Origin of the sequence: Corallococcus sp. AB018 (assembly GCF_003986945.1) — a bacterium.
GTDB classification, from domain to species: domain Bacteria; phylum Myxococcota; class Myxococcia; order Myxococcales; family Myxococcaceae; genus Corallococcus; species Corallococcus exiguus.
Genome location: NZ_RAWR01000210.1, coordinates 1 through 18503, shown reverse-complemented (window position 1 = coordinate 18503; position 18503 = coordinate 1). Strand labels below are relative to the sequence as shown.

At 70.9% G+C, this 18503-nt stretch carries 16 protein-coding genes; 13 read left to right on the top strand and 3 right to left on the bottom strand.

The annotated features are described in order from the left end of the window. Window positions 1-1109: sigma-54-dependent Fis family transcriptional regulator (locus tag D7Y11_RS33710; protein ID WP_148139247.1), on the top strand; the 1109-nt coding region annotated here is incomplete at its 5' end. Next, the gene (locus D7Y11_RS33705; RefSeq protein WP_126935749.1) at window positions 1106-3730 is read left to right on the top strand and encodes a bifunctional serine/threonine-protein kinase/formylglycine-generating enzyme family protein; all 2625 of its coding nucleotides are present in this window, start codon (window positions 1106-1108) and stop codon (window positions 3728-3730) included. The genes D7Y11_RS33710 and D7Y11_RS33705, both read left to right, overlap by 4 nt. 9 nt (window positions 3731-3739) lie before the next feature. On the opposite strand, the gene D7Y11_RS33700 is transcribed toward D7Y11_RS33705, so the two are convergent. Beyond that, a complete protein-coding gene (locus tag D7Y11_RS33700) occupies window positions 3740-5323 on the bottom strand; it encodes an ADYC domain-containing protein (protein WP_233607466.1) in 1584 nt (527 codons plus the stop codon). A gap of 187 nt (window positions 5324-5510) precedes the next feature. Then, the gene (locus D7Y11_RS33695; RefSeq protein ID WP_126935747.1) at window positions 5511-7103 is read right to left on the bottom strand and encodes an ADYC domain-containing protein; all 1593 of its coding nucleotides are present in this window, start codon (window positions 7101-7103) and stop codon (window positions 5511-5513) included. 296 nt (window positions 7104-7399) lie between these two features. Here D7Y11_RS33695 and D7Y11_RS33690 point away from each other — a divergent pair, with 296 nt between their 5' ends. Continuing rightward, window positions 7400-9334: a CocE/NonD family hydrolase gene (locus D7Y11_RS33690; protein ID WP_120579932.1), complete on the top strand. Its 1935-nt coding sequence runs from the start codon at window positions 7400-7402 to the stop codon at window positions 9332-9334. Between the two features lie 103 nt (window positions 9335-9437). Then, window positions 9438-10514: an RNA 3'-terminal phosphate cyclase gene (locus tag D7Y11_RS33685; protein WP_126935746.1), complete on the top strand. Its 1077-nt coding sequence runs from the start codon at window positions 9438-9440 to the stop codon at window positions 10512-10514. Window positions 10515-10532: 18 nt separating this feature from the next. On the opposite strand, the gene D7Y11_RS33680 is transcribed toward D7Y11_RS33685, so the two are convergent. Further along, complete coding sequence (locus D7Y11_RS33680) at window positions 10533-10886, bottom strand: hypothetical protein (protein ID WP_120579930.1); 354 nt, start codon at window positions 10884-10886, stop codon at window positions 10533-10535. A 79-nt stretch (window positions 10887-10965) separates the two neighbouring features. Here D7Y11_RS33680 and sppA point away from each other — a divergent pair, with 79 nt between their 5' ends. The 9 genes from sppA to D7Y11_RS33635 form a co-directional block, all read left to right on the top strand. Then, a complete protein-coding gene (gene sppA / locus D7Y11_RS33675; RefSeq protein WP_126935745.1) occupies window positions 10966-12657 on the top strand; it encodes a signal peptide peptidase SppA in 1692 nt (563 codons plus the stop codon). A 43-nt stretch (window positions 12658-12700) separates the two neighbouring features. Further along, window positions 12701-13459, top strand: coding sequence for a zf-TFIIB domain-containing protein (locus tag D7Y11_RS33670; protein WP_120579928.1), 759 nt, complete (start codon window positions 12701-12703; stop codon window positions 13457-13459). Window positions 13460-13542: 83 nt separating this feature from the next. After that, entirely contained in the window at window positions 13543-14145 is a 603-nt protein-coding gene (locus tag D7Y11_RS33665; protein ID WP_120579927.1) for a hypothetical protein, read from the top strand. A 154-nt stretch (window positions 14146-14299) separates the two neighbouring features. Continuing rightward, window positions 14300-15385, top strand: coding sequence for an iron-sulfur cluster carrier protein ApbC (apbC, locus tag D7Y11_RS33660; RefSeq protein ID WP_126935744.1), 1086 nt, complete (start codon window positions 14300-14302; stop codon window positions 15383-15385). 27 nt (window positions 15386-15412) lie between these two features. Continuing rightward, entirely contained in the window at window positions 15413-15922 is a 510-nt protein-coding gene (locus tag D7Y11_RS33655; protein WP_121753391.1) for a hypothetical protein, read from the top strand. A 4-nt stretch (window positions 15923-15926) separates the two neighbouring features. Then, window positions 15927-16382 carry a hypothetical protein gene (locus tag D7Y11_RS33650; RefSeq protein ID WP_126935743.1) on the top strand — a complete coding sequence of 152 codons (456 nt, stop codon included), beginning with the start codon at window positions 15927-15929 and terminating at the stop codon, window positions 16380-16382. 59 nt (window positions 16383-16441) lie between these two features. Continuing rightward, complete coding sequence (locus D7Y11_RS33645) at window positions 16442-17290, top strand: 3-hydroxyacyl-CoA dehydrogenase family protein (RefSeq protein ID WP_120563237.1); 849 nt, start codon at window positions 16442-16444, stop codon at window positions 17288-17290. A gap of 20 nt (window positions 17291-17310) precedes the next feature. Further along, the gene (locus D7Y11_RS33640; protein ID WP_126935742.1) at window positions 17311-18087 is read left to right on the top strand and encodes an enoyl-CoA hydratase-related protein; all 777 of its coding nucleotides are present in this window, start codon (window positions 17311-17313) and stop codon (window positions 18085-18087) included. A 1-nt stretch (window position 18088) separates the two neighbouring features. Then, on the top strand, window positions 18089-18503 hold a 415-nt coding region (locus tag D7Y11_RS33635), incomplete at its 3' end, for a hypothetical protein (protein WP_126935741.1).

Here is an 18503-nt window from a genome sequence, read left to right as displayed (position 1 = left end):
GGATGCAGGGGGACGCGCTGCTCGGCTCGGCGAAGGCCGCGGCCCTGGCGGCGGCACCAGGAGAGACACGGGTCAGCGGACCTTCGATGTACCGGCTGGCGCTGGGGGAGCGTTCAGTGGTGGTGGCGGACGCGGCGCTGATGCGCCTGTTCGAATTGCTGCGCCGGCTGGCGGCGAGCCCCCTGCCGGTGCTCATCCACGGCGAGACGGGGGCGGGGAAGGAGAACGCGGCGTGGGCGGTGCATCACTGGTCGCCGCGTTCGGCGCAGCCCTTCGTGGCGCTCAACTGCGCGGCGCTGCCGGAGAGCCTGGTGGAAGGGGAGCTGTTCGGCCACGAGCGGGGCGCGTTCTCCGGCGCGGACCGGGCGCGCGCGGGCCTGCTGGAGCGGGCCAGTGGCGGGACGTTGTTCCTGGACGAGGTGGCGGAGCTGTCGCTGCCCATCCAGGCCAAGCTGCTGCGCGCGTTGGATCAGCAGGTGATCACCCGGCTGGGTGATTCGCGCGAGCGGCCCGTGGACCTGCGCGTGGTGGCGGCCACGCACCGCGTGCTGGCGGACGAGGTGAAGGCGGGGCGCTTCCGGCAGGACCTGTTCTTCCGTCTGTCCGCGGCGGTGGTGATGTTGCCGCCGTTGCGAGACAGGCCCCGCGAGCTGCCGTTGCTGGCGCGGGCGTTCCTGGAGGACGCCTGCGCGAGGGCAGGGCGTCCGCCGCTGCACCTGTCCGCCGCGACCATGGAGGTGCTGGGCGCGCACGCGTGGCCGGGCAACGTGCGCGAGTTGAAGAACACGGTGGAGTACGCGGTGGCCACGTCTCCGGGGCCCGTGGTGGAGCCATCGCACCTGCCGGAGTCCCTGCGGGCGCTGCCTCCTCCCGAGCCGGAGGCGGTGCGCGCGGAGGAGGGCGGCACGGAGGCGCCGAGGGTGTTCCAGAACCTGGCGGAGGAGCTGCGGACGCTGGAGCGGCAGCGGATGGTGGAGGCGTTGGAGGCGACGGGTGGGGTGCAGACGCGTGCGGCGCAGCTCATCGGGATGCCGCTGCGCACGTTCGCGTTCAAGCTGAAGCAGCACCGCATCGCACCCTCACGAGGCCGGGGCGCGGCGGGTGAATGAGGAGCGAGCCGCTTCCAGCCTGGCAGCCGCCCGCGACGTTCGGGGAGTACCGCCTGTTGCAGCCGCTGGGGCGGGGCGCGATGGGGGAGGTGTACCTCGCGCACGACACGGTGCTGGACCGGCTGGTGGCGGTGAAGTTCATCGCGGGCGTCGCGCCGGATGAAGTGCAGCGCGAGCGCTTCCGCACGGAGGCGCGGGCCATCGCGAGGGTGCAGCATCCGAACGTGGTGGGCATCCACCGCGTGGGAGCGGTGAAGGACCGGCCCTATCTCGTCTCGGAGTTCTTGAGAGGGGACAGCCTGGACCGGCTGGCCCGGCCGGTGCCCTGGACGCGGGTGCTGGAGATTGGCATCGGGCTGGCGAAGGGGCTCGCGGCGGCGCATCGGCAGGGGGTGCTGCACCGGGACCTCAAGCCCGCGAACGCGCTGCTGACCGAGGACGGTCAGGTGAAGCTGCTCGACTTCGGCGTGGCGAAGCTGCTCGACGTGGCGATGGCGCCCGTCGGGCCCGTGCGCCCACCGGAAGGAGCAGGTGCCCTGCTCGTGGAGGGTGCGGCGACGGTGGATCTGCCCGGCGTGGAGGATTCGCGACGGACCTCGACCGTCGATGTGCCGAGGCAGGGGGCCGCCACGGGCCGTCCAGGGACGGCTGCCTCGGATCCTGGCATCGCACCGCGGACCGCGACGTCGACGCCACTCCCGCCGGAGCGCCTCCTCGGTCCCGCGGATCTGCTGTCCACGGGCCGCATCGGGACACCGCTCTACATGGCTCCGGAGGTCTGGCGAGGAGAACCGGCCACCGTCCGCAGCGATCTCTTCTCGCTGGGCGTGCTCCTCTACGAGCTGTGCGGCGGCCCCACGCCCGGACCGCTCGCGGAGGCCCCGCGACTCCCCCGGAGCTTCGAGCCCCTGGACGTCGTGGTCCCCGGCGCCGATGCGACGTTCGCCGCCATCCTCGCCCGCTGCCTCGCGCATGATCCGTTCGCGCGCTTCGAATCCGCGGACGCCCTGCGCGAAGCCCTGGAGTCCATCACCTCGCGCGGCGTCACCCCGGCCATCGCGCCCCCGCGTCCACGGTGGTTGCGCATCACCCGCGTGCTCGCGCTCCCGGGGCTCGCGGTGGCCATCCTCGCTGGCGGCGACTGGTGGGGCGAACGTTCCCGGCGCATCGACGCGGAGAAGGCCATGGCCTCCGCCTCCTCCATCCTCGACGAAGGCCGCGCCCTGGACGCCCGCATCGAAGTCCTCCGCACGGAGGCCTTCACCGCGTTCGACACCGACCGCTCCTCCGACGCGGAGGCCTCCTGGGCCCAGGCCCTGGAGCTGGGCGCGAAGCAGGCCCGCCGCTACGAGGACGCCAGCACCGTCCTCGAAGCCGCGCAGACACGCGTGGGCCGGGGCTCGAACCTCGCCCTGGATCAACGCGTCGCGGAGGTCCTCCTCCAGCGGATCCTCTTCGCGGAGCGCGACCGCGAAGCCGGCGTCCTGACCACGCTGACCCAACGCCTGAACGAACTGGACCCGAGCGCCCGCACGAGCCGGAAGCTGACCGCCCCCGTCCGGATGGAGCTGGACAGCGAACCCCCTGGCGCCGTCATCCAGGTTGAATCCTTCGAGCCCCAGCCCGGCGGCCCGCCGCGCTGGTCCGAGCCCAGGGCCTTCGACAAGACGCCCATGACCTCCGGCCTCACGCTGGAGGCCGGATCGCACCGGCTGACCTTCACGCTCCCGGACCGGCCGCCCGTCCACTACCCGGTCATGCTCACGCGCGGAGAGACCTTCCAGGCGAAGGTCCCCATCCCCGAACACGTCCCGGAAGGCTACGTCTACGTGCCCCCCGGCCGCTTCCTCTACGGCAGCGGCGACGACGAGACCATCCGCCGCACCGTCATCCGCACGCGCCCGATTCACCGGCTCACCACCGGCGCCTTCCTCATCGCGCGTCACGAAGTCACCTACGCGGACTGGCTCGCCTGGCTGCGCGAACTGCCCGCCTCCGAGCGCGCCGCGCGCAGGCCCCGGGGCACCAACTACTTCGGCACCATCGAGCTGCGCCCGGCCAACGACAGCACCTGGACCTTCCACCTGGAGCACGAAGGCGTCACGTACCAGGCGAGGGAAGGGGAGCCCCTGAGCTACCAGGACCGCACCCTGCGCGCCGAACAGGACTGGCGCCGCTTCCCCGTGTCCGGCATCTCCTGGGAGGACGCCCGCGCGTACACCGCGTGGCTGGATGCCACCGGCCGGCTGCCCCACGCACGCCTGTGCTCCGAACGCGAATGGGAGCGCGCGGCCCGGGGCGCGGATGGACGCGACTACCCGCACGGCCCGGTGCTCGCGCCGGATGACGCCAACTTCGACGCCACCTACGGCCGCAAGCCGCGCGCCTTCGGGCCGGACGCGGTGGGTTCGCATCCCGCGTCGGACAGCCCCTTCGGTGTGGCGGACCTGTCCGGCAACGTGTGGGAATGGCTGGTGACGGACACGAACAGCACGCCAGCGTACGGCGGCGGTTCGTTCTACCAGGACGCGCTCACCGCCCGCGCCCTCAACCACGGCGACGGCGAACCCCGCACCCGCTTCCCCTTCATCGGGATGCGCGTGTGCGCGTCCATGCCCTGACCCCATGACTCAGAGGTCCCGCCCCGGCAGCTGCCCCACCGCGGGCAGGAAGCCCAGGTCGCGCACGAACGTGAAGGCGCCCGGGTTCAGGGTCGCCGTGGCGTAGACACCAAGCGTCGGGTGCCGCCACAGCTTCAGCGGCCGCCGCTGTCCCTCGCGGACCGGGTCGACGGAGCTGTAGATGTAGCCCTCGACGGCCCCATCCCCCGCGAGCGGTCTGCGCGAATAGCCCGCCGCCAGCTCGCAGTCCGGCCGGTCCGTGAGCAGCATGCGCCCGGTGGACGTTCCGCAGCGGTACAGCGGCTTGATGAACGGCTTCATCCGCGCCATCACGTCATCGGGCAGCGTCGGGGACAGGATGGGCCCTTCGACCCGCACCGGGGAGTAGTCGGTGGGCGCCGCGCTCCCCAGTCCCTCCATCGCCAGGATGAAGGCCCCCGGCAGCGCGCCTCCCGCGGATTCGCCTGGGATGCCCTCGACGGCGGTCGTCGTCACGTAGTCGGTGGTGCCCTTCTTGAACAGCACCAGCGCGCGGTCGATGAAGAGCGAATAGGACACCAGCATCCGCTGCGCCGTCCCGTGGAAGTCCACCTGCTCACAGGTGAGCTTCGGCACCGGAATCTTGAGCGCCTGGTCCACGCAGGTGGCGTCCGCGGACAGCGTGTCCCAGCGCTTCTTGCCCAGGCACAGCGGCCGCGCCAGGCCACAGGAGTCCATCGTCCACACCGCCTCCAGCGCGTAGCCGTCCGGAACGAGCGTCGCAGGCAGGTGGCCGCTCTGGCTGAGGACGGCCGCGTTCTCCGGCCCCATGAACGCCAGCGGTGTCCCGTCCAGCGTGTTGCTCCGGCCCTCGCCGCAGTAGTCCGCCACCGCCATGCGCGTGCACAGCTGGTGGTACTCGCGCGCGACGGTCTCCGGGTACTCCGTGGCCCAGGGCGGATAGCCCCAGTCGATGCACTTGGCGATGACGCCGCCGCCCACGAAGAACGGCTTGCTGGAGCTGCCCTCGTTCTTCGGCGCGCAGGCGAAGGTGAAGAAGTTCGGGTTCTCCCGCAGGTCCCCGGACGTGGACCACGCGTGCGGCACGGAGAGCGCGTAGCCGCTGCCGGTGGGACACAGCGGTGTCGCGTTCTTGTCATCCGTGAAGGCCTGGACCCGGTACTCCCAGCGCGCCTTGCCGGCGTTCACGTTGGCGGAGTCGCACGCGGAGGTCGGCGGCGTGATGTCCTCGTGACAGCGGACCGACTCGATGACGAGCTTCACCGTGCGGCCCTCGAATGGCGCGCGGAACACGGTCTGTGCCAGCGAGGGGCCCTCCAGGATCCGCTTCACCGGCATGGGCGTCCCCGCCACTGCGCAGTTCTGGGTCACCCTCAGCCGGCCCTCCGCGATCGTTGCCACCGGCCTCCCGCAGTCGGGCTCACCGGGGGCGTCGGGCACCTCCACCGACCGCAACGGCACGTTGATGAACTCGAAGCGCCCGGAGCCGTGCAGCTGCGTGCCCTGCGCGCTGTTCGTCGGGGGAGGTTCCGCTCCCGCGACCGCGCTCCCCAGGCACAGCACCCCCGCCAGCCACCGCTTCCAGCCCGTCATCGTCCCCACGTCCACGGCTCCTTTTTCTTCCGCGCGCGGGCGGAGGTCACCCGCGCATCAATGCGAGCCGGATGCCAACGCTCCGCCCGACGCACGGCCGTGGTTTCCCCCATGCAACTCCTGCCGGACATGCAACCCCTGCACGAGTCCGCGCCGCCTCCCGTGCAGGTCTTGCATCCCGAACCGCTCAGAGATCGCGCGCCGGCAGCTGTCCCACCGCCGGCAGGTAGCCCAGCTCCCGAACGAGGAAGAACCCGGGCTGGGCCTGCGTGGACGTGGCGTAGACGCCCGGCGCCACCAGGGACCGCCACAGCTTCAGCGGCCGGCGCTGGCCCGCGCTGGTGACGTCCACGGAGCTGTACACGAAGCCTTCGATGCCCTGGTCCCCGTTGAGGGGCTGGAGGGCGAAGCCCGCCAGGCGTTCGCACTGGTGATCGTCCGTGAGCAGGTAGCGCCCGGTGCTGTTCGCGCACCGGTACAGCGGCTTGATGAGGCTGCCCATGCGCGCGCGGATGTCGGCCGGCAGCTTCGAGGAGAGGATGGGCCCCTCCTTGCGCTGCGGCGTGAACGGCGTCACGTCCGCCGCTCCGTCCGCATCCAGGTCCAGGTGGACGCCGGTCACGCTGCTGCCGCCTTCGATGGTCGACTCATCCACCGTCACCGCGGTGGTCGTCACGTAGCTGTTGTTGGCGACGTCCTTGAACATCACCAGCGACCGGTCGATGAAGAGCGAATAGGACACGAGCAGCGTCGAGCTGGCATAGGCCGACAGGTTCATCGATTCGCAGGGCCGCGTCGCACGCGGAGCCAGGAGGAGCTTGCGGTTCACGCACGTGGCCTCCAGGGGCAGCGTGTCCCAGCGCTTCTTGCTCAGGCACAGCGGCCGCACACCACCGCAGTCATCCACCTTCCACACGGCCTCCAGGGAGTATCCCTCCAGGGCGACCGGCAGTTTTCCTCCGTCCAGTTGGATCGCGTCGTGCGGGCCCATGAACTTCAGCGGCGTCCCGTCCAGCGTGTTGCTCCGGCCCTCGCCGCAGTAGTCCGCCGTGGCCATGCGCGTGCACAGCTGGTGGTACTCCCGCGCGACGCCCTGCGAGGACGTCGCGTTCCAGGGCGGATAGCCCCAGTCGATGCACTTGGCGATGACGCCGCCGCCCACGAAGAACGGCTGGCTCGTGCCCTCGTCCTTCGGCGCGCAGGCGAAGGTGAAGTACTCGTAGTTGGGGATCAGCTCGCCGCCCGTGGACCACGCATGCGGCACCGCGAGCGCGAATCCGCTGCCCGTGGGGCACAGCGCCTGGGGCGCCGCGTCCTCCGTGGACGCCGTCACGCGGTACTCCCAGAACGCCTTGCCGTCAGCCACGTTCTGGTCCGTGCACGGGAAGGTGGGCGCCGTGATGCCGACGTGGCAGCGGACCTGATCGATGGTGAGCTTCACCGAGCGCCCCTCGAAGGGCGCGCGGAAGGACGTGCCCACGAGGCCCACCCCCTCCAGGACCCGCACCGGCATCGGGGGATTGCCACCCGTACAGATCTGGACGCCGACCAGCCGCCCGCCAGACATCGCCGCCATGGGTGGCTCGCAAACCAGCCCGGTGGGAGGCGCGGAGACCTCGATGGAGTTCAACGGGATGTTCACGTTCTCGAAGCGCCCCGAGCCGTGCAGCTTCGTTCCCTGCGCGCTGTTAACCGGCGGCGGATCCGCCTCCGCGCCCAGGGCCGTCAGGAGCCCCATCGCCAGGCACCACCGCGTCAACGTCCTGCCGCTCGCCTTCATGTGTCCATCTCCACAGGCCTTCGAATCCGTGGGGCGCACCATCGCGTCCCCGCTGCATATGGAACGGACCGTGCGCGTGAAGTTGGCTACGGATTTCTGTTTTGTGCGGAGCGCGCAAACCTTGCCGTGCATGCAAGGATTGCCGTGCCGCGCATGCGAGGAGCGTGTGCAAGCCTTGCACGCTCCGAGCGCGGCGCGATGCGGCGGGCGATCCAGCTTCCGTGCCCGGGCGGCATCGCCCAAGATGCATTTCCTTCCGAATTTCCCCCGCATTTTTCCGCAAAGAGGAGGGGAGCATGGCCTTCCACCCCCGCGGCCTCGTGGCCGCGCTCGCGCTGTTCTCGCTGTCCGGTCCCGCCCTCGCGCAGGCCCCCGCCGCGCCGCCCAAGCCGCCCGCGAGTCCAGAGGATGAACGCGCCGCGTTCGTCCGGTCGCACTTCACGAAGTACGAGGTGCGCATCCCCATGCGCGACGGCGTGAAGCTCTTCACGACGTTCTACGTCCCCAACGACGCGAGCCCCCAGAAGCGCTACCCCGTGCTGATGATGCGCACGCCGTACTCGATTCCCCCCTACGGCGCGGGCCGCTATCCCAGGACCCTGGGCCTGCCCGGCTTCGAGAAGGAGGGCTTCATCTTCGCCTTCCAGGACGTGCGCGGCCGGTACATGTCCGAGGGCGAGTTCGTCAACGTGCGCCCCCACCGCGACACCAAGAAGGGCAAGGAGGTGGACGAGAGCAGCGACACGTACGACACCATCGACTGGCTGGTGAAGCGCGTGCCCCACAACAACGGCAAGGTGGGCATGTGGGGCGTGTCCTATCCGGGCTTCTACACGTCCGCGGGCGCCATCGATTCGCACCCCGCGCTCAAGGCGGTGTCGCCGCAGGCGCCCATCGCGGACTGGTTCTGGGACGACATGCACCGGCATGGCGCCCTCAACCTCCAGCTGGCGTTCAGCTTCTTCTCCGTCTTCGGAAAGCCCCGGCCCGCGCCCACGGATGACGTGGAGTGGAAGCCCTTCGACTTCGGCACCCCGGACGCCTACCAGTTCTTCCTGGACCTGGGCCCGGTGGCCAACGCGGACGCGAAGCACTTCCACGGTGACGTGGCCTTCTGGAAGGACATCACCGCGCACCCCAACTACGACGCCTTCTGGCAGGCGCGGAACCTGCTGCCGCACCTGAAGAACATCAAGGCGGCGGTGATGGTGGTGGGCGGCTGGTACGACACGGAGGACCTCTACGGGCCGCTGCGCACGTACGCCGCCATCGAGAAGCAGAACCCCGGCATCGCCAACACGCTGGTGATGGGCCCGTGGCCCCACGGCGGATGGATGCGCGGGGAGGGCGCGTCGCTGGGAGACGCGGACTTCGGCTTCCCCACCAGCGCCACGTATCAGGACCTGGTGCTGGCCTTCTTCAAGCAGCACCTGAAGGGAGGCCCGGACGCGGCCGTGCCGGAGGCGCTCGTCTTCGAAGGCGGCGCCAACCGCTGGCGCCAGCTGGACGCCTGGCCGCCCAAGGGCACAAAGGAGGCGCGCCTGTACTTCCAGCCCCAGGGCGCGCTGGCGTTCCAGGCCCCCAAGGCGGCGGCGCCGTCGTTCGACGAATACGTGAGCGACCCGGCGAAGCCCGTGCCGTACACGCAGGACCTGAGCCCCGGCTGGTCCAAGTCGTACATGACGGAGGATCAGCGCTTCGCCTCGCGCCGGCCGGACGTGCTCACGTACCAGACGGAGCCGCTGGAGAAGGACCTCACGCTCGCGGGCCCGCTGGAGGCGGAGTTGTGGGTTTCCACGACGGGCAGTGACGCGGACTGGGTGGTGAAGCTGGTGGACGTGAACCCCGGGAAGGTGCCCGGCTGGACGAAGGAGCAGGAGCAGTCCGGCGAGCACAACCGGGGCGCGCAGCAGACGCTGGTGCGAGGGGAGCCGTTCCGCGGCCGCTTCCGCGACAGCTACTCCCAGCCCAAGCCCTTCACGCCCAACGAGGTGACGAAGGTGCGCTTCGTCATCAACGACGTGTTCCACACCTTCCAGCGCGGCCACCGGCTGATGGTGCAGGTGCAGTCGAGCTGGTTCCCGTTCATCGACCGCAACCCGCAGACCTACGTGTCCAGCATCTACGAGGCGAAGCCCACCGACTTCGTGCGTGCGATGCACCGGCTGCACCACACGGCGGCCCAGCCCAGTGCGTTGAAGGTGAACGTCCTGCCCGCGTTGGACGAGTAGATCCCCGGTTCGCTCGCGCGCGGTCTGCTAGGCTGCGCGCGCGCCACCACGCGGGTGGCCCTTCACCGGGCCGCGCGCCACGACACGCCATGACGGGAGGGACATGACCGGTCACGACCGGCCCGACGCCGGGCGGGTGTTGCTCGACGGAAAGTTGGGGGAGGGGGGCGGCCACGTCCTCCGCTCCGCGCTGTCCCTGTCGCTCATCACCGGCCGTCCCTTCCATCTCAGCGGGCTGCGCGGGCACCGCGACCCGCCGGGGCTGCGTCCCCATCACCTGGCCTACGTGCGCGGCGCGGAGGCGCTGAGCGGCGGCACCAGCGAGGGCGCCTCCGTGGGCTCCACGGAGCTGCGCTTCACGCCCGGCCCGGTGCGCGCGGGGGACTACCTGCTGGAGGCCGGCGCGTCCGGCAGCACGCCCCGGCTCTTCCAGTGTCTGGTGTACCCGCTGGCGCTCGCGGGCGGCGGACGGCTCACGCTGCGAGGCGCCACGCACCCGCGGGGCGGGCCCAGCTTTCACGAGCTCGTCGGCGCGTGGCAGTCAGTGGCGCGCGCATACGGGCTGCCCGTGCAGCTGTCGCTCACCCACGCGGGCTTCCTTCCGGAGGGCGCGGGCGAGTTCACCGCGGAGGTGGGCGCCCCGGCCGAGCCGCCCGTGCGCGTGGACCTGCCCGCGCGCGGCGTGCTGCGGGAGGTGCGGGTGATGTCCGTCGTGGGCGGGCTGCCCTTCGCGGTGGCGGAGCGTCAGTCCCGCGCCGCGGTGGCCGCGCTGCGCGAGCGGGGCATCCTGGCGGAGGCGGACAACCGGCCGCTGGCGGTGACGCGCTCGCAGGGCTCCGCGACGCTCGTGCTGGCGCAGTTCGAGCACACCGTGGCGGGCTTCACGTCGCTGGGCGAGCGGGGCCTGGACGCCGAAGGGGTGGGGCGCGAGGCGGCGGAGGCGCTGACCCGCTTCATGGAGACGGGCGGCGCGCTCGACGAACACCTGGCGGAGCAGTTGCTGCTGCCGGCGGCGCTCCTGGCGTCAGGGAGGCTGGGGGCGGTGACGCCGGGCACCACGCGCTTCACCGCCGCTCGCATCACCGACGAGCTGACGGTCCAGGCGGAGGTGCTGCGGCGCTTCCTGCCGGTGCACCTTCTGGTGGATCCGGGCGGAAGCGTGGAGATCCGCCCGGCGTGAAAGGGAAGGGCGAGGCGCTTAAGCCTCGTCCTCGGTGGCGTTGCCACGGGCGCCGAAGGTGTTGGAGTCCGACATGTCCTTGACGGTGCCGCGGTAGGCGCGGATGGCGAAGGGCGCGGCGACGAGGAAGACGATGCCCACGAGGCCAATGGCCATCCAGGGAATGGGCGTCTCCTTGATCTGCACGTCCTTGCCGTAACCGTTGAGGTTGTTGCCCATGGCGCGCGCCTTGGCGGCGTCCTTCTCTTCCTGGGTCAACTCCTTGCGGTTCTGGAACTCCTGAGGCTGCCGGCGCTGGGGCTGCGCCAGGACAGCGCCGCCCCAGACAAGGGCGAGGACGAGGACAAGCCGGGGGAGGGAGGGGGAGGGCATGGGCCTTCAGCCTAACAGAGCCTCCCGGCGCGGGTGAACAGGGGTTGCTTCGCCCGGCGCGGGGCGTTACGCGCGGCGCATGCTCCGCCTTCCCTTCCTCCTCCTGGCGAACCTCCTCCTGGGGCTGCGACTCCTCCTGGGCCTGCCCTTTCGTCTGATGGCGGCGCGCAAAAGACCCACGTGGATCCGCTTCCGGCTCGCGGGCGAGCTCCCGTACCGCCCTCGCCCCGTGCAACGATTTCGTTTCGGCGGCGCCGCGGCGGAGCCCGCCACGGTGACGTCACTGGAAGCGTTGGGCCGCGCACTCAAGGTGCTGGCCGCGGACCCGAAGGTGGAGGGCATCCTCCTGGAGCTGGAGGGCCTGGGCATCCCGGACGCCAAGCGCGAGGCCCTTCGCACCCTGCTGTCGGACTTCCAGGCCGCCGGCAAGCGGGTGGTGTCCTGGGCGGTGATGGTGGACACGGACGCCTACCCCGTGCTGGGCGCGGCGGACGAGGTGCTGCTCGCCCCCATGGGCCGGGTGGAGCTGGTGGGCTACGCCGCCGAGGCCACGGTGCTGGGCGAGGCCTTCGGGCGGGTGGGCATCCACGCGCACTTCGCGCGGCGCGGCGACTACAAGACGGCGCCGGAGCTCTTCACGGACGGCAAGGTGTCCGACATCCAGCGCCAGACGCTGGAGTCCTTCCTGGACGAGCGCTACGCCGTGCTGGTGGAGGCCATCTCCAGCGACCGGGGCAAGACGCCGGAGGAGGCGCGGGCGCTCATCGATTCAGGGCCCTACAGCGCGAAGCGGGCGCTGGAGGCGGGGCTGGTGGACGGGCTGGTCCACGAAGCGGACCTGGGCGCGCACCTGGGCCTGGAGGCGAAGAAGGACGAGGAGCCCCCGGTGCCCACGTATGACGCGTACCTGGCGACGCTCGCGTTCCCGCCGGTGAAGTGGCGCCGGCTGCGCCGCAAGCCCCGGCTGGCGGTGGTGGACGTGGCGGGCATCATCATCCCGGGCAGCGGCGGCGCGGGCCGGTTCGCGGCGGCGGACTCGGTGGTGAAGGCGCTGCGGAAGGCGGGGAGGGATCCGCGCGCGAAGGCGGTGGTGCTGGCGGTGGGGAGCCCCGGCGGATCAGCGCTCGCGTCCGAGCAGATCTTGGAAGCGGTGAAGCGCGTGGCGAAGCAGAAGCCCGTCATCGCGTACGTGGATCAGATCTGCGCGAGCGGCGGCTACATGGCGGCCATCGGCGCGAAGGAGATCTGGTCCGCGCCCCATGCCGTCGTGGGCTCCATTGGCGTGTTCGTGGGCAAGTTCGAGTACGGGGACCTGCTGGAGAAGCTGGGCATCCACCGCACCACGCTGGCGCGGGGCGAGAACGCGGCGTTCTTCTCTTCGTCGCGAGGCTTCACGCCGCAAGAGCGCGCCGCGCTGGAGCGCGAAGTGGAGGAGAGCTACCAGTCCTTCCTGGAGCTGGTGGCCCAGGCGCGAGGCCGGACGAAGGAGGAGATCCACCAGCGCGCGGAGGGGCGCGTCTACTCGGGGCTGCGCGCGAAGGAGGCGGGGCTGGTGGACCGCATCGGCGGCTTCGAGGAGGTCTGCCGCCACGCGCTGGAAGAGGCGCGCGTCCCGTCGGACGACTTCGATCTGGTGCGCTACGGAGACGCTCGCGCGAGGCTGTCGTTGCTCAAGCTGCTGATGGGCGCTGCGCACCCGGCCACGTACGCCTTCTGCACCACGGCGTGGAGCCTCCAGCGCTCCAGGGCCTTCCGCCGGTTCGACGATTGAGAGCGGCGTCGCGCCCTTTCACTGGGAGAGTCGGCCCTTTAGCATGCGCCGCATGGCCCGCTCCTGCCCGGTCTGCCCCAGCCAGCCCATGAACGTCGTCCATGCCTCCGACGTGGAGGTGGACGTCTGTCCGCGCTGCCACGGTCTGTACTTCGACCGGGGGGAGCTGGAGCGCTTTCCGGACCGGCCTTCGCTCAAGCCGCTGCTGACCGCGGCGAGGCAGGCCGCATCGCGCTGCCGCACCGGCGGGCACCTCGTCCCGCGCGCCATGGCCGTCTGTGCCACCTGCTCCGGCGCGCCCCTGGGCTGTCCCGGCTGCGGCGCGCGGCTGGCGATGGTCAACGCGCGCGTGTGCAACGTGGACCTGTGCACGCACTGCGGCGGCACCTGGCTGGACGCGGGCAAGTTCGAGGCCCTGGAGAAGGCCGAGGTGACGGCCCCCAAGCCCACGCCCGCGACGTCCAAGGGCTGGGAGGTCGCCGCGGCGACGGATGGGGGCGCGGACCCATGGAAGGGTCCAGGCTCCACGGCCGCGCTGCCGCCGTCGGACTCGCCCACGGGCGGACTGGGCGTGCTCTCCCCGCTGGCCTGCGTCCATTGCGGCATCCAGGTCTCCGTGCCCCAGGCGTACGCGTTCAACGGTGACCTCTACTGCCGCGAGCACCGCCCGAAGGGCGCCGTGTCGGGCAACAGCCTTCCCAGGGACCGGGACCCGTCCAACTACCCGAACCTGGAAGCCGCGTCGGACGGCGTCGACCTGGCGGACATCGTCGTCTGGCTATTCCGGCTGCTGCGCCGCTGACCGTTCGTCCGCGGGAGCACCAACGGGGCGGACGTCCGGGCATTGCCGGCCCCGGAGCCGGCGTCTACCCTGCCGCGCCAGTGATGACCCGTCTTGCCCCCTTGAGCCTCCTGTTGCTGGGCACCGCCTGTGCCACCATGTCCCGTGAACCGGCCTCGGTCGCGGAGGCGTACGCCAAGGCACTGGAGGAGAACCGGCTGTCGGACGCCTACCGCCTGACGACCGGCACCCCGGAGGGCGAGGGGGCCTTCCTGGACGAGTACTCCGTCGAGGCCGCCCGGAAGGAGCGCGCCGCCGCCGTCCGGGCAGGCTCGGGCGTGCTGGAGGCCCGGGCCCCGTCCGTCACGCTGGCCCGCCAGGGAGAGGACTGGCGCGTGGTGGAGTCCCGCCCCGCGGACGTGCCCCGCGCGGCGCTGAAGAAGTTCCTGGACCAGGTGGAGTCCCGCGACTGGAAGGGCGCGTGGGGCCTGCTCGCCTCGCCGCTGAGGGCCCGCTATACGCCGGAGCGCCTGAAAGAGGACTTCGAGCGCGAGCCCCTGGCCAGGGAGCGCCTGCGCCGAGCCCGGCTGGCCCTCAACACCCACGTGCGCGTGGCGGCGGGTGAAGCGCTGTTCCCCCTGGGGGGCGAGCGCGCGGTGCGGCTGGTGCTGGAGGATGGCGAGTACCGGGTGGCAGCCATCGAATGAGGCCCAGAAGCCGGGCGCGATCCGGGGCCGGAGGAAGGCCGGGCGGCCTCCGGACATGTGCGTTAAACGACGTTGACAGCCCCCGGAGTGCTGGCAATCTCCGCCCCCCTTCGAGCGTGCAAGCGCCCGTTTTCAAAAGGTTTCAGGTGTTCCGATGAGCGTGTCCCAGGCCGATGTGATGACGGCCATGTCGAAGGTGATCGACCCCGAGCTGCACGTCGACCTGGTGAAGGCCGGCATGGTGAAGGATGTGCGCGTCACCGGCGACACGGTGAAGCTGAAGATCGAGCTGACCACGCCCGCGTGTCCCATGAAGGGGAAGATCCAGGCGGACGCGGAAGCCGCGCTCAAAGCGGTGCCGGGCCTGAAGTCCTTCGACATCGAGTGGGGCGCCCAGGTGCGCGGCGTCGCCGGGGGCTCCGGCGGCGGGGCGCTGCTGCCGGGCGTGAAGAACATCCTGCTCGTGGGCGCCGGCAAGGGCGGCGTGGGCAAGAGCACGGTGGCGGTGAACCTGGCCACGTCGCTCGCGCAGCACGGCGCCAAGGTGGGCCTGCTGGACGCGGACTTCTACGGCCCCTCCGTGCCGCTGATGACGGGCACCGCGGACAAGCGCCCGGTGAGCCCCAACGGCAAGACGCTGGATCCGCTGGTCGCCCACGGCCTGAAGATCATGTCCATCGGCTTCCTGGTGGAAGCGGATCAGGCGCTCATCTGGCGCGGCCCCATGCTCCACGGCGCCCTCATGCAGCTGGTGCGCGACGTGAACTGGGGGGAGCTGGACTACCTCATCCTGGACCTGCCCCCGGGCACGGGCGACGTGGCGCTGACGCTGTCCCAGTCCGTGCGGGCCGCGGGCGCGGTGCTGGTGACGACGCCGCAGGACGTGGCGCTGGCGGACGTGGTGCGCGCCAAGCAGATGTTCGACAAGGTCCACATCCCGGTGCTGGGCATCGTGGAGAACATGAGCCAGTTCGTCTGCCCGCACTGCAACAAGAGCACGCCCATCTTCAACCACGGCGGCGGGCGCAAGGCGGCGGAGATGTTCGGCATCCCATTCCTGGGGGAGATCCCGCTCGACCTCAAGGTGCGTGAGGCGGGAGACTCCGGCGTGCCGGTGGTGGTGGGGCACAAGGACAGCCCGGAGGCGAAGGCCTTCCAGGACGTCGCTCGCGCAATCGCGGGCCGCGTGTCCGCGCAGACCATGAAGAGCGTGCCCCTGCCGGTGATGCAGGCCCGGTAGGGCTCAACCGAAGTGTAAGGAGACCGCATGGCCCCGGCCGGCAACGACGACCTCCCGCCTGATCCGCTGTTCGATGACGACTCGGAGCAGCAGTCCGGACGGGAGAACCGCTCGGGCGGCTTCGTGCCGGACTTCGTGCGGCGCATGGCGGTGGCCGGCATGGGCGCGGTCTTCATGGGCGAGGAGGGCATCCGTGCCCTCGCCGGGCAGCTCAAGCTGCCCAAGGAGGCGCTGGGCTTCCTCCTCTCCCAGGCGGAGAAGACCAAGGACGACATCAGCCGCGTCGTCACGGAGGAGCTGCGCCGCTTCATGCAGTCGGAGAAGCTGCGCGACGAGTTCCTCAAGCTGCTCTCCGGCATGACGGTGGAGGTCAAGGCGCAGATCCGCCTGGTGCCGTCGGAGAAGGCCGAAGAGGCGCCCGCGCCGGAGCATCCCCCCAAGGCCAGCAAGAAGGCCGCGGAGGCGCCCACCGCGCGCGTGGTCATCACGGACGTGAACGCGCGCCGGCCGGCCTCCAAGCGCTCGAAGCGGGAGTAGGGACGTGGCGGAAGCACCCACGCCGGAAGCACCCACGCCGGAAGCTCCGGCTCCGGCCCCCGACAAGCCGCGTCCTGGCTGGCGCACGCACCCGCTGCCCAAGCGGCTGGCGCTCATCGCCATCGTGGCGGTGGGGCTGTGGCTGTGGAAGGCCACGGACCTGCCAGAGCGTCAGCTCATCTTCCAGTTCACCGGCGACGGCTGGAGCAGCGTGCGCGCCGTGGACCTCCAGGTGGTGGACGACGAGGAGCACATCCTCAAGCGCGAGGAGCTGTTCTTCGCGAACGGCCCGCCCCCGGAGGTGACCTTCAAGATGCGCCTGCCGGAGGGCACCGTCCGCGCGCTCCTGTTCGTGAAGGTGGAGGGGCGCGAGCCGCGCGTGCGCCTGGAGGAGCGGCTCACGGTGGGCGAGGGTGAGGCCATCGTCCGCCAGCTGCGATTGTCCGCCGCCAGTCGTTGACCGGCGTTGACCCTCCTGGGGGCGTGCGTTATGGCCGCCGGCACAGGAGAGAAGACGCCATGGCAACGGAACACATCGTCGTCGTCGGTGCAGGGCAGATGGGCGCGGGCATCGCGCAGGTGGCGCTCCAGGCGGGCCTGCGCGTGTCGCTGGTGGACGTCAACAAGGACGGACTCGCCAAGGGCGCGGACCGCATCAAGGCCGGCCTGAAGAAGCTGGTGGAGAAGGGCAAGCTGGACGCGGCGAAGCAGCAGGCAGCTGAAGCCAACCTGGCCACCTTCACCAGCGCGCGCGACGCGAAGGACGTGGACGTCGCCATCGAGGCCGTCACGGAGAACGAGGACCTCAAGCGCCGCATCTTCCTGGAGCTGGACGAGGTCGTCCGCCCGGGCGGCATCCTCGCCACCAACACCTCCTCCATCCCCATCACCCGCATCGCCGCGGCCACGAAGCGCCCCGAGTCCGTCATCGGGATGCACTTCATGAACCCCGTGCCGGTGATGCAGCTGGTGGAGCTGATCCGCGGCGCCGCCACCAGCGATGAGACCTACGCCACCATCCGCACGATGGCCGAGCGCATGGGCAAGACGACGGTGGTCTCCAAGGACTACCCGGGCTTCATCGTCAACCGCATCCTCATCCCCATGCTGAACGAGGCCTGCTTCGCGCTGATGGAGGGCCTGGGCACCGCGGAGGACATCGACACCGCGATGAAGCTGGGCACCAACCAGCCCATGGGCCCGCTGCAGCTGGCGGACTTCATCGGCCTGGACACGGTGCTCTACATCGCCGAGGTCCTTCACAAGGGCCTGGGTGACTCCAAGTACCGCCCGTGCCCGCTGCTGCGTCAGTACGTGGACGCCGGCTGGTACGGCAAGAAGTCCGGCCGCGGCTTCTACAAGTACTAGGCCTTCCGGAGACACCACACATGGACTACCAGAACATCAAGTTCGAGAAGGACGGCGCGCTCGCCATCCTCACCGTGGACCGGCCCAAGGCGCTCAACGCGCTCAACAGCGCCACGTTCCACGAGATGGAGCACGCGCTCAACTCGCTGAAGGAGGACACGCGCGCGCTCATCGTCACCGGCGGCGGGGACAAGGCCTTCGTCGCGGGCGCGGACATCGCGGAGATGTCCACCATCAGCGCCGCGCAGGCGCGTGAGTTCTCCGCGCTGGGCCACCGCGTCTTCGAGCACCTGGAGAACCTGCCCATCCCCACCATCGCGGCCGTCAACGGCTTCGCGCTGGGCGGCGGCCTGGAGCTGGCCCTGGGCTGCGACCTCATCTACGCGTCGGAGAAGGCCAAGCTGGGCGTGCCCGAAGTCACCCTGGGCGTCATCCCGGGCTTCGGCGGCACGCAGCGCCTCACGCGCCTCCTGGGCCGCGCCCGCGCGAAGGAGCTGCTCTTCACCGCGGACCGCATCGACGCGGCGAAGGCGAAGGAGATCGGCCTGGTCCTGGAGGTGCTGCCCGCGGACAAGCTGATGGAGCACTGCAAGGCGGTGGCCGCGAAGATCCTCAAGAACGGCCCGCTCGCCGTGGCCCAGGCCAAGCGCGTGGTGGAGTACGGCGCGGATCAGGACCTGCGCGCCGCCAACGAGCTGGAGCGCCAGGGCTTCGCGGTCCTCTTCGGTTCGGAGGATCAGCGCGAGGGCATGGCCGCGTTCCTGGCCAAGCGTCCGGCCAACTTCCAGGGCAAGTGACGTGAAGCACGCGGTCGCGGCCGGAAGCCTGCTGTGCTTCCTGGCCGCGCCGCCGGCCCGGGCGGAGGAGGTCTCCGAGCAGGAGCCCCACGCCCCGGCCCTGGTGTCCTGGAAGCGCACGCTGTGTCTCTACACGCTGTGCTTCCTGGAGCCCGCCATCCCGGACCTGCGCCGCGAGTGGGGCGACGGTGCTCACTGGGTGCTGTCCTGGCCCATCCAACCGTGGGCCACGCCACCGTTGGACGTACCCGGCGTGTTGGGTCCCACGCTCATCCTGTCGCCCTTCGTGGAACCCCAGCTGAGGCTGCGGCCGTCCACCTTCCGCATGCTCGCCGGGGCCCGCGTGTATGCCTTCCCGGACGCGTACCGCTTCGGCGTGCTGGCCGAGGGGGCGGGCGTGTGGGGCGGAGACGGGA

What these genes read in the sequence shown, in the direction of transcription:
- D7Y11_RS33705 (WP_126935749.1), top strand. Translation starts at nt 1,106, where the DNA reads ATGAGGAGCGAGCCGCTTCCAGCCTGGCAGCCGCCCGCGACGTTCGGG.
- D7Y11_RS33700 (WP_233607466.1), bottom strand. Translation starts at nt 5,323, where the DNA reads ATGACGGGCTGGAAGCGGTGGCTGGCGGGGGTGCTGTGCCTGGGGAGC.
- D7Y11_RS33695 (WP_126935747.1), bottom strand. Translation starts at nt 7,103, where the DNA reads ATGAAGGCGAGCGGCAGGACGTTGACGCGGTGGTGCCTGGCGATGGGG.
- D7Y11_RS33690 (WP_120579932.1), top strand. Translation starts at nt 7,400, where the DNA reads ATGGCCTTCCACCCCCGCGGCCTCGTGGCCGCGCTCGCGCTGTTCTCG.
- D7Y11_RS33685 (WP_126935746.1), top strand. Translation starts at nt 9,438, where the DNA reads ATGACCGGTCACGACCGGCCCGACGCCGGGCGGGTGTTGCTCGACGGA.
- D7Y11_RS33680 (WP_120579930.1), bottom strand. Translation starts at nt 10,886, where the DNA reads ATGCCCTCCCCCTCCCTCCCCCGGCTTGTCCTCGTCCTCGCCCTTGTC.
- sppA (WP_126935745.1), top strand. Translation starts at nt 10,966, where the DNA reads ATGCTCCGCCTTCCCTTCCTCCTCCTGGCGAACCTCCTCCTGGGGCTG.
- D7Y11_RS33670 (WP_120579928.1), top strand. Translation starts at nt 12,701, where the DNA reads ATGCGCCGCATGGCCCGCTCCTGCCCGGTCTGCCCCAGCCAGCCCATG.
- D7Y11_RS33665 (WP_120579927.1), top strand. Translation starts at nt 13,543, where the DNA reads ATGACCCGTCTTGCCCCCTTGAGCCTCCTGTTGCTGGGCACCGCCTGT.
- apbC (WP_126935744.1), top strand. Translation starts at nt 14,300, where the DNA reads ATGAGCGTGTCCCAGGCCGATGTGATGACGGCCATGTCGAAGGTGATC.
- D7Y11_RS33655 (WP_121753391.1), top strand. Translation starts at nt 15,413, where the DNA reads ATGGCCCCGGCCGGCAACGACGACCTCCCGCCTGATCCGCTGTTCGAT.
- D7Y11_RS33645 (WP_120563237.1), top strand. Translation starts at nt 16,442, where the DNA reads ATGGCAACGGAACACATCGTCGTCGTCGGTGCAGGGCAGATGGGCGCG.
- D7Y11_RS33640 (WP_126935742.1), top strand. Translation starts at nt 17,311, where the DNA reads ATGGACTACCAGAACATCAAGTTCGAGAAGGACGGCGCGCTCGCCATC.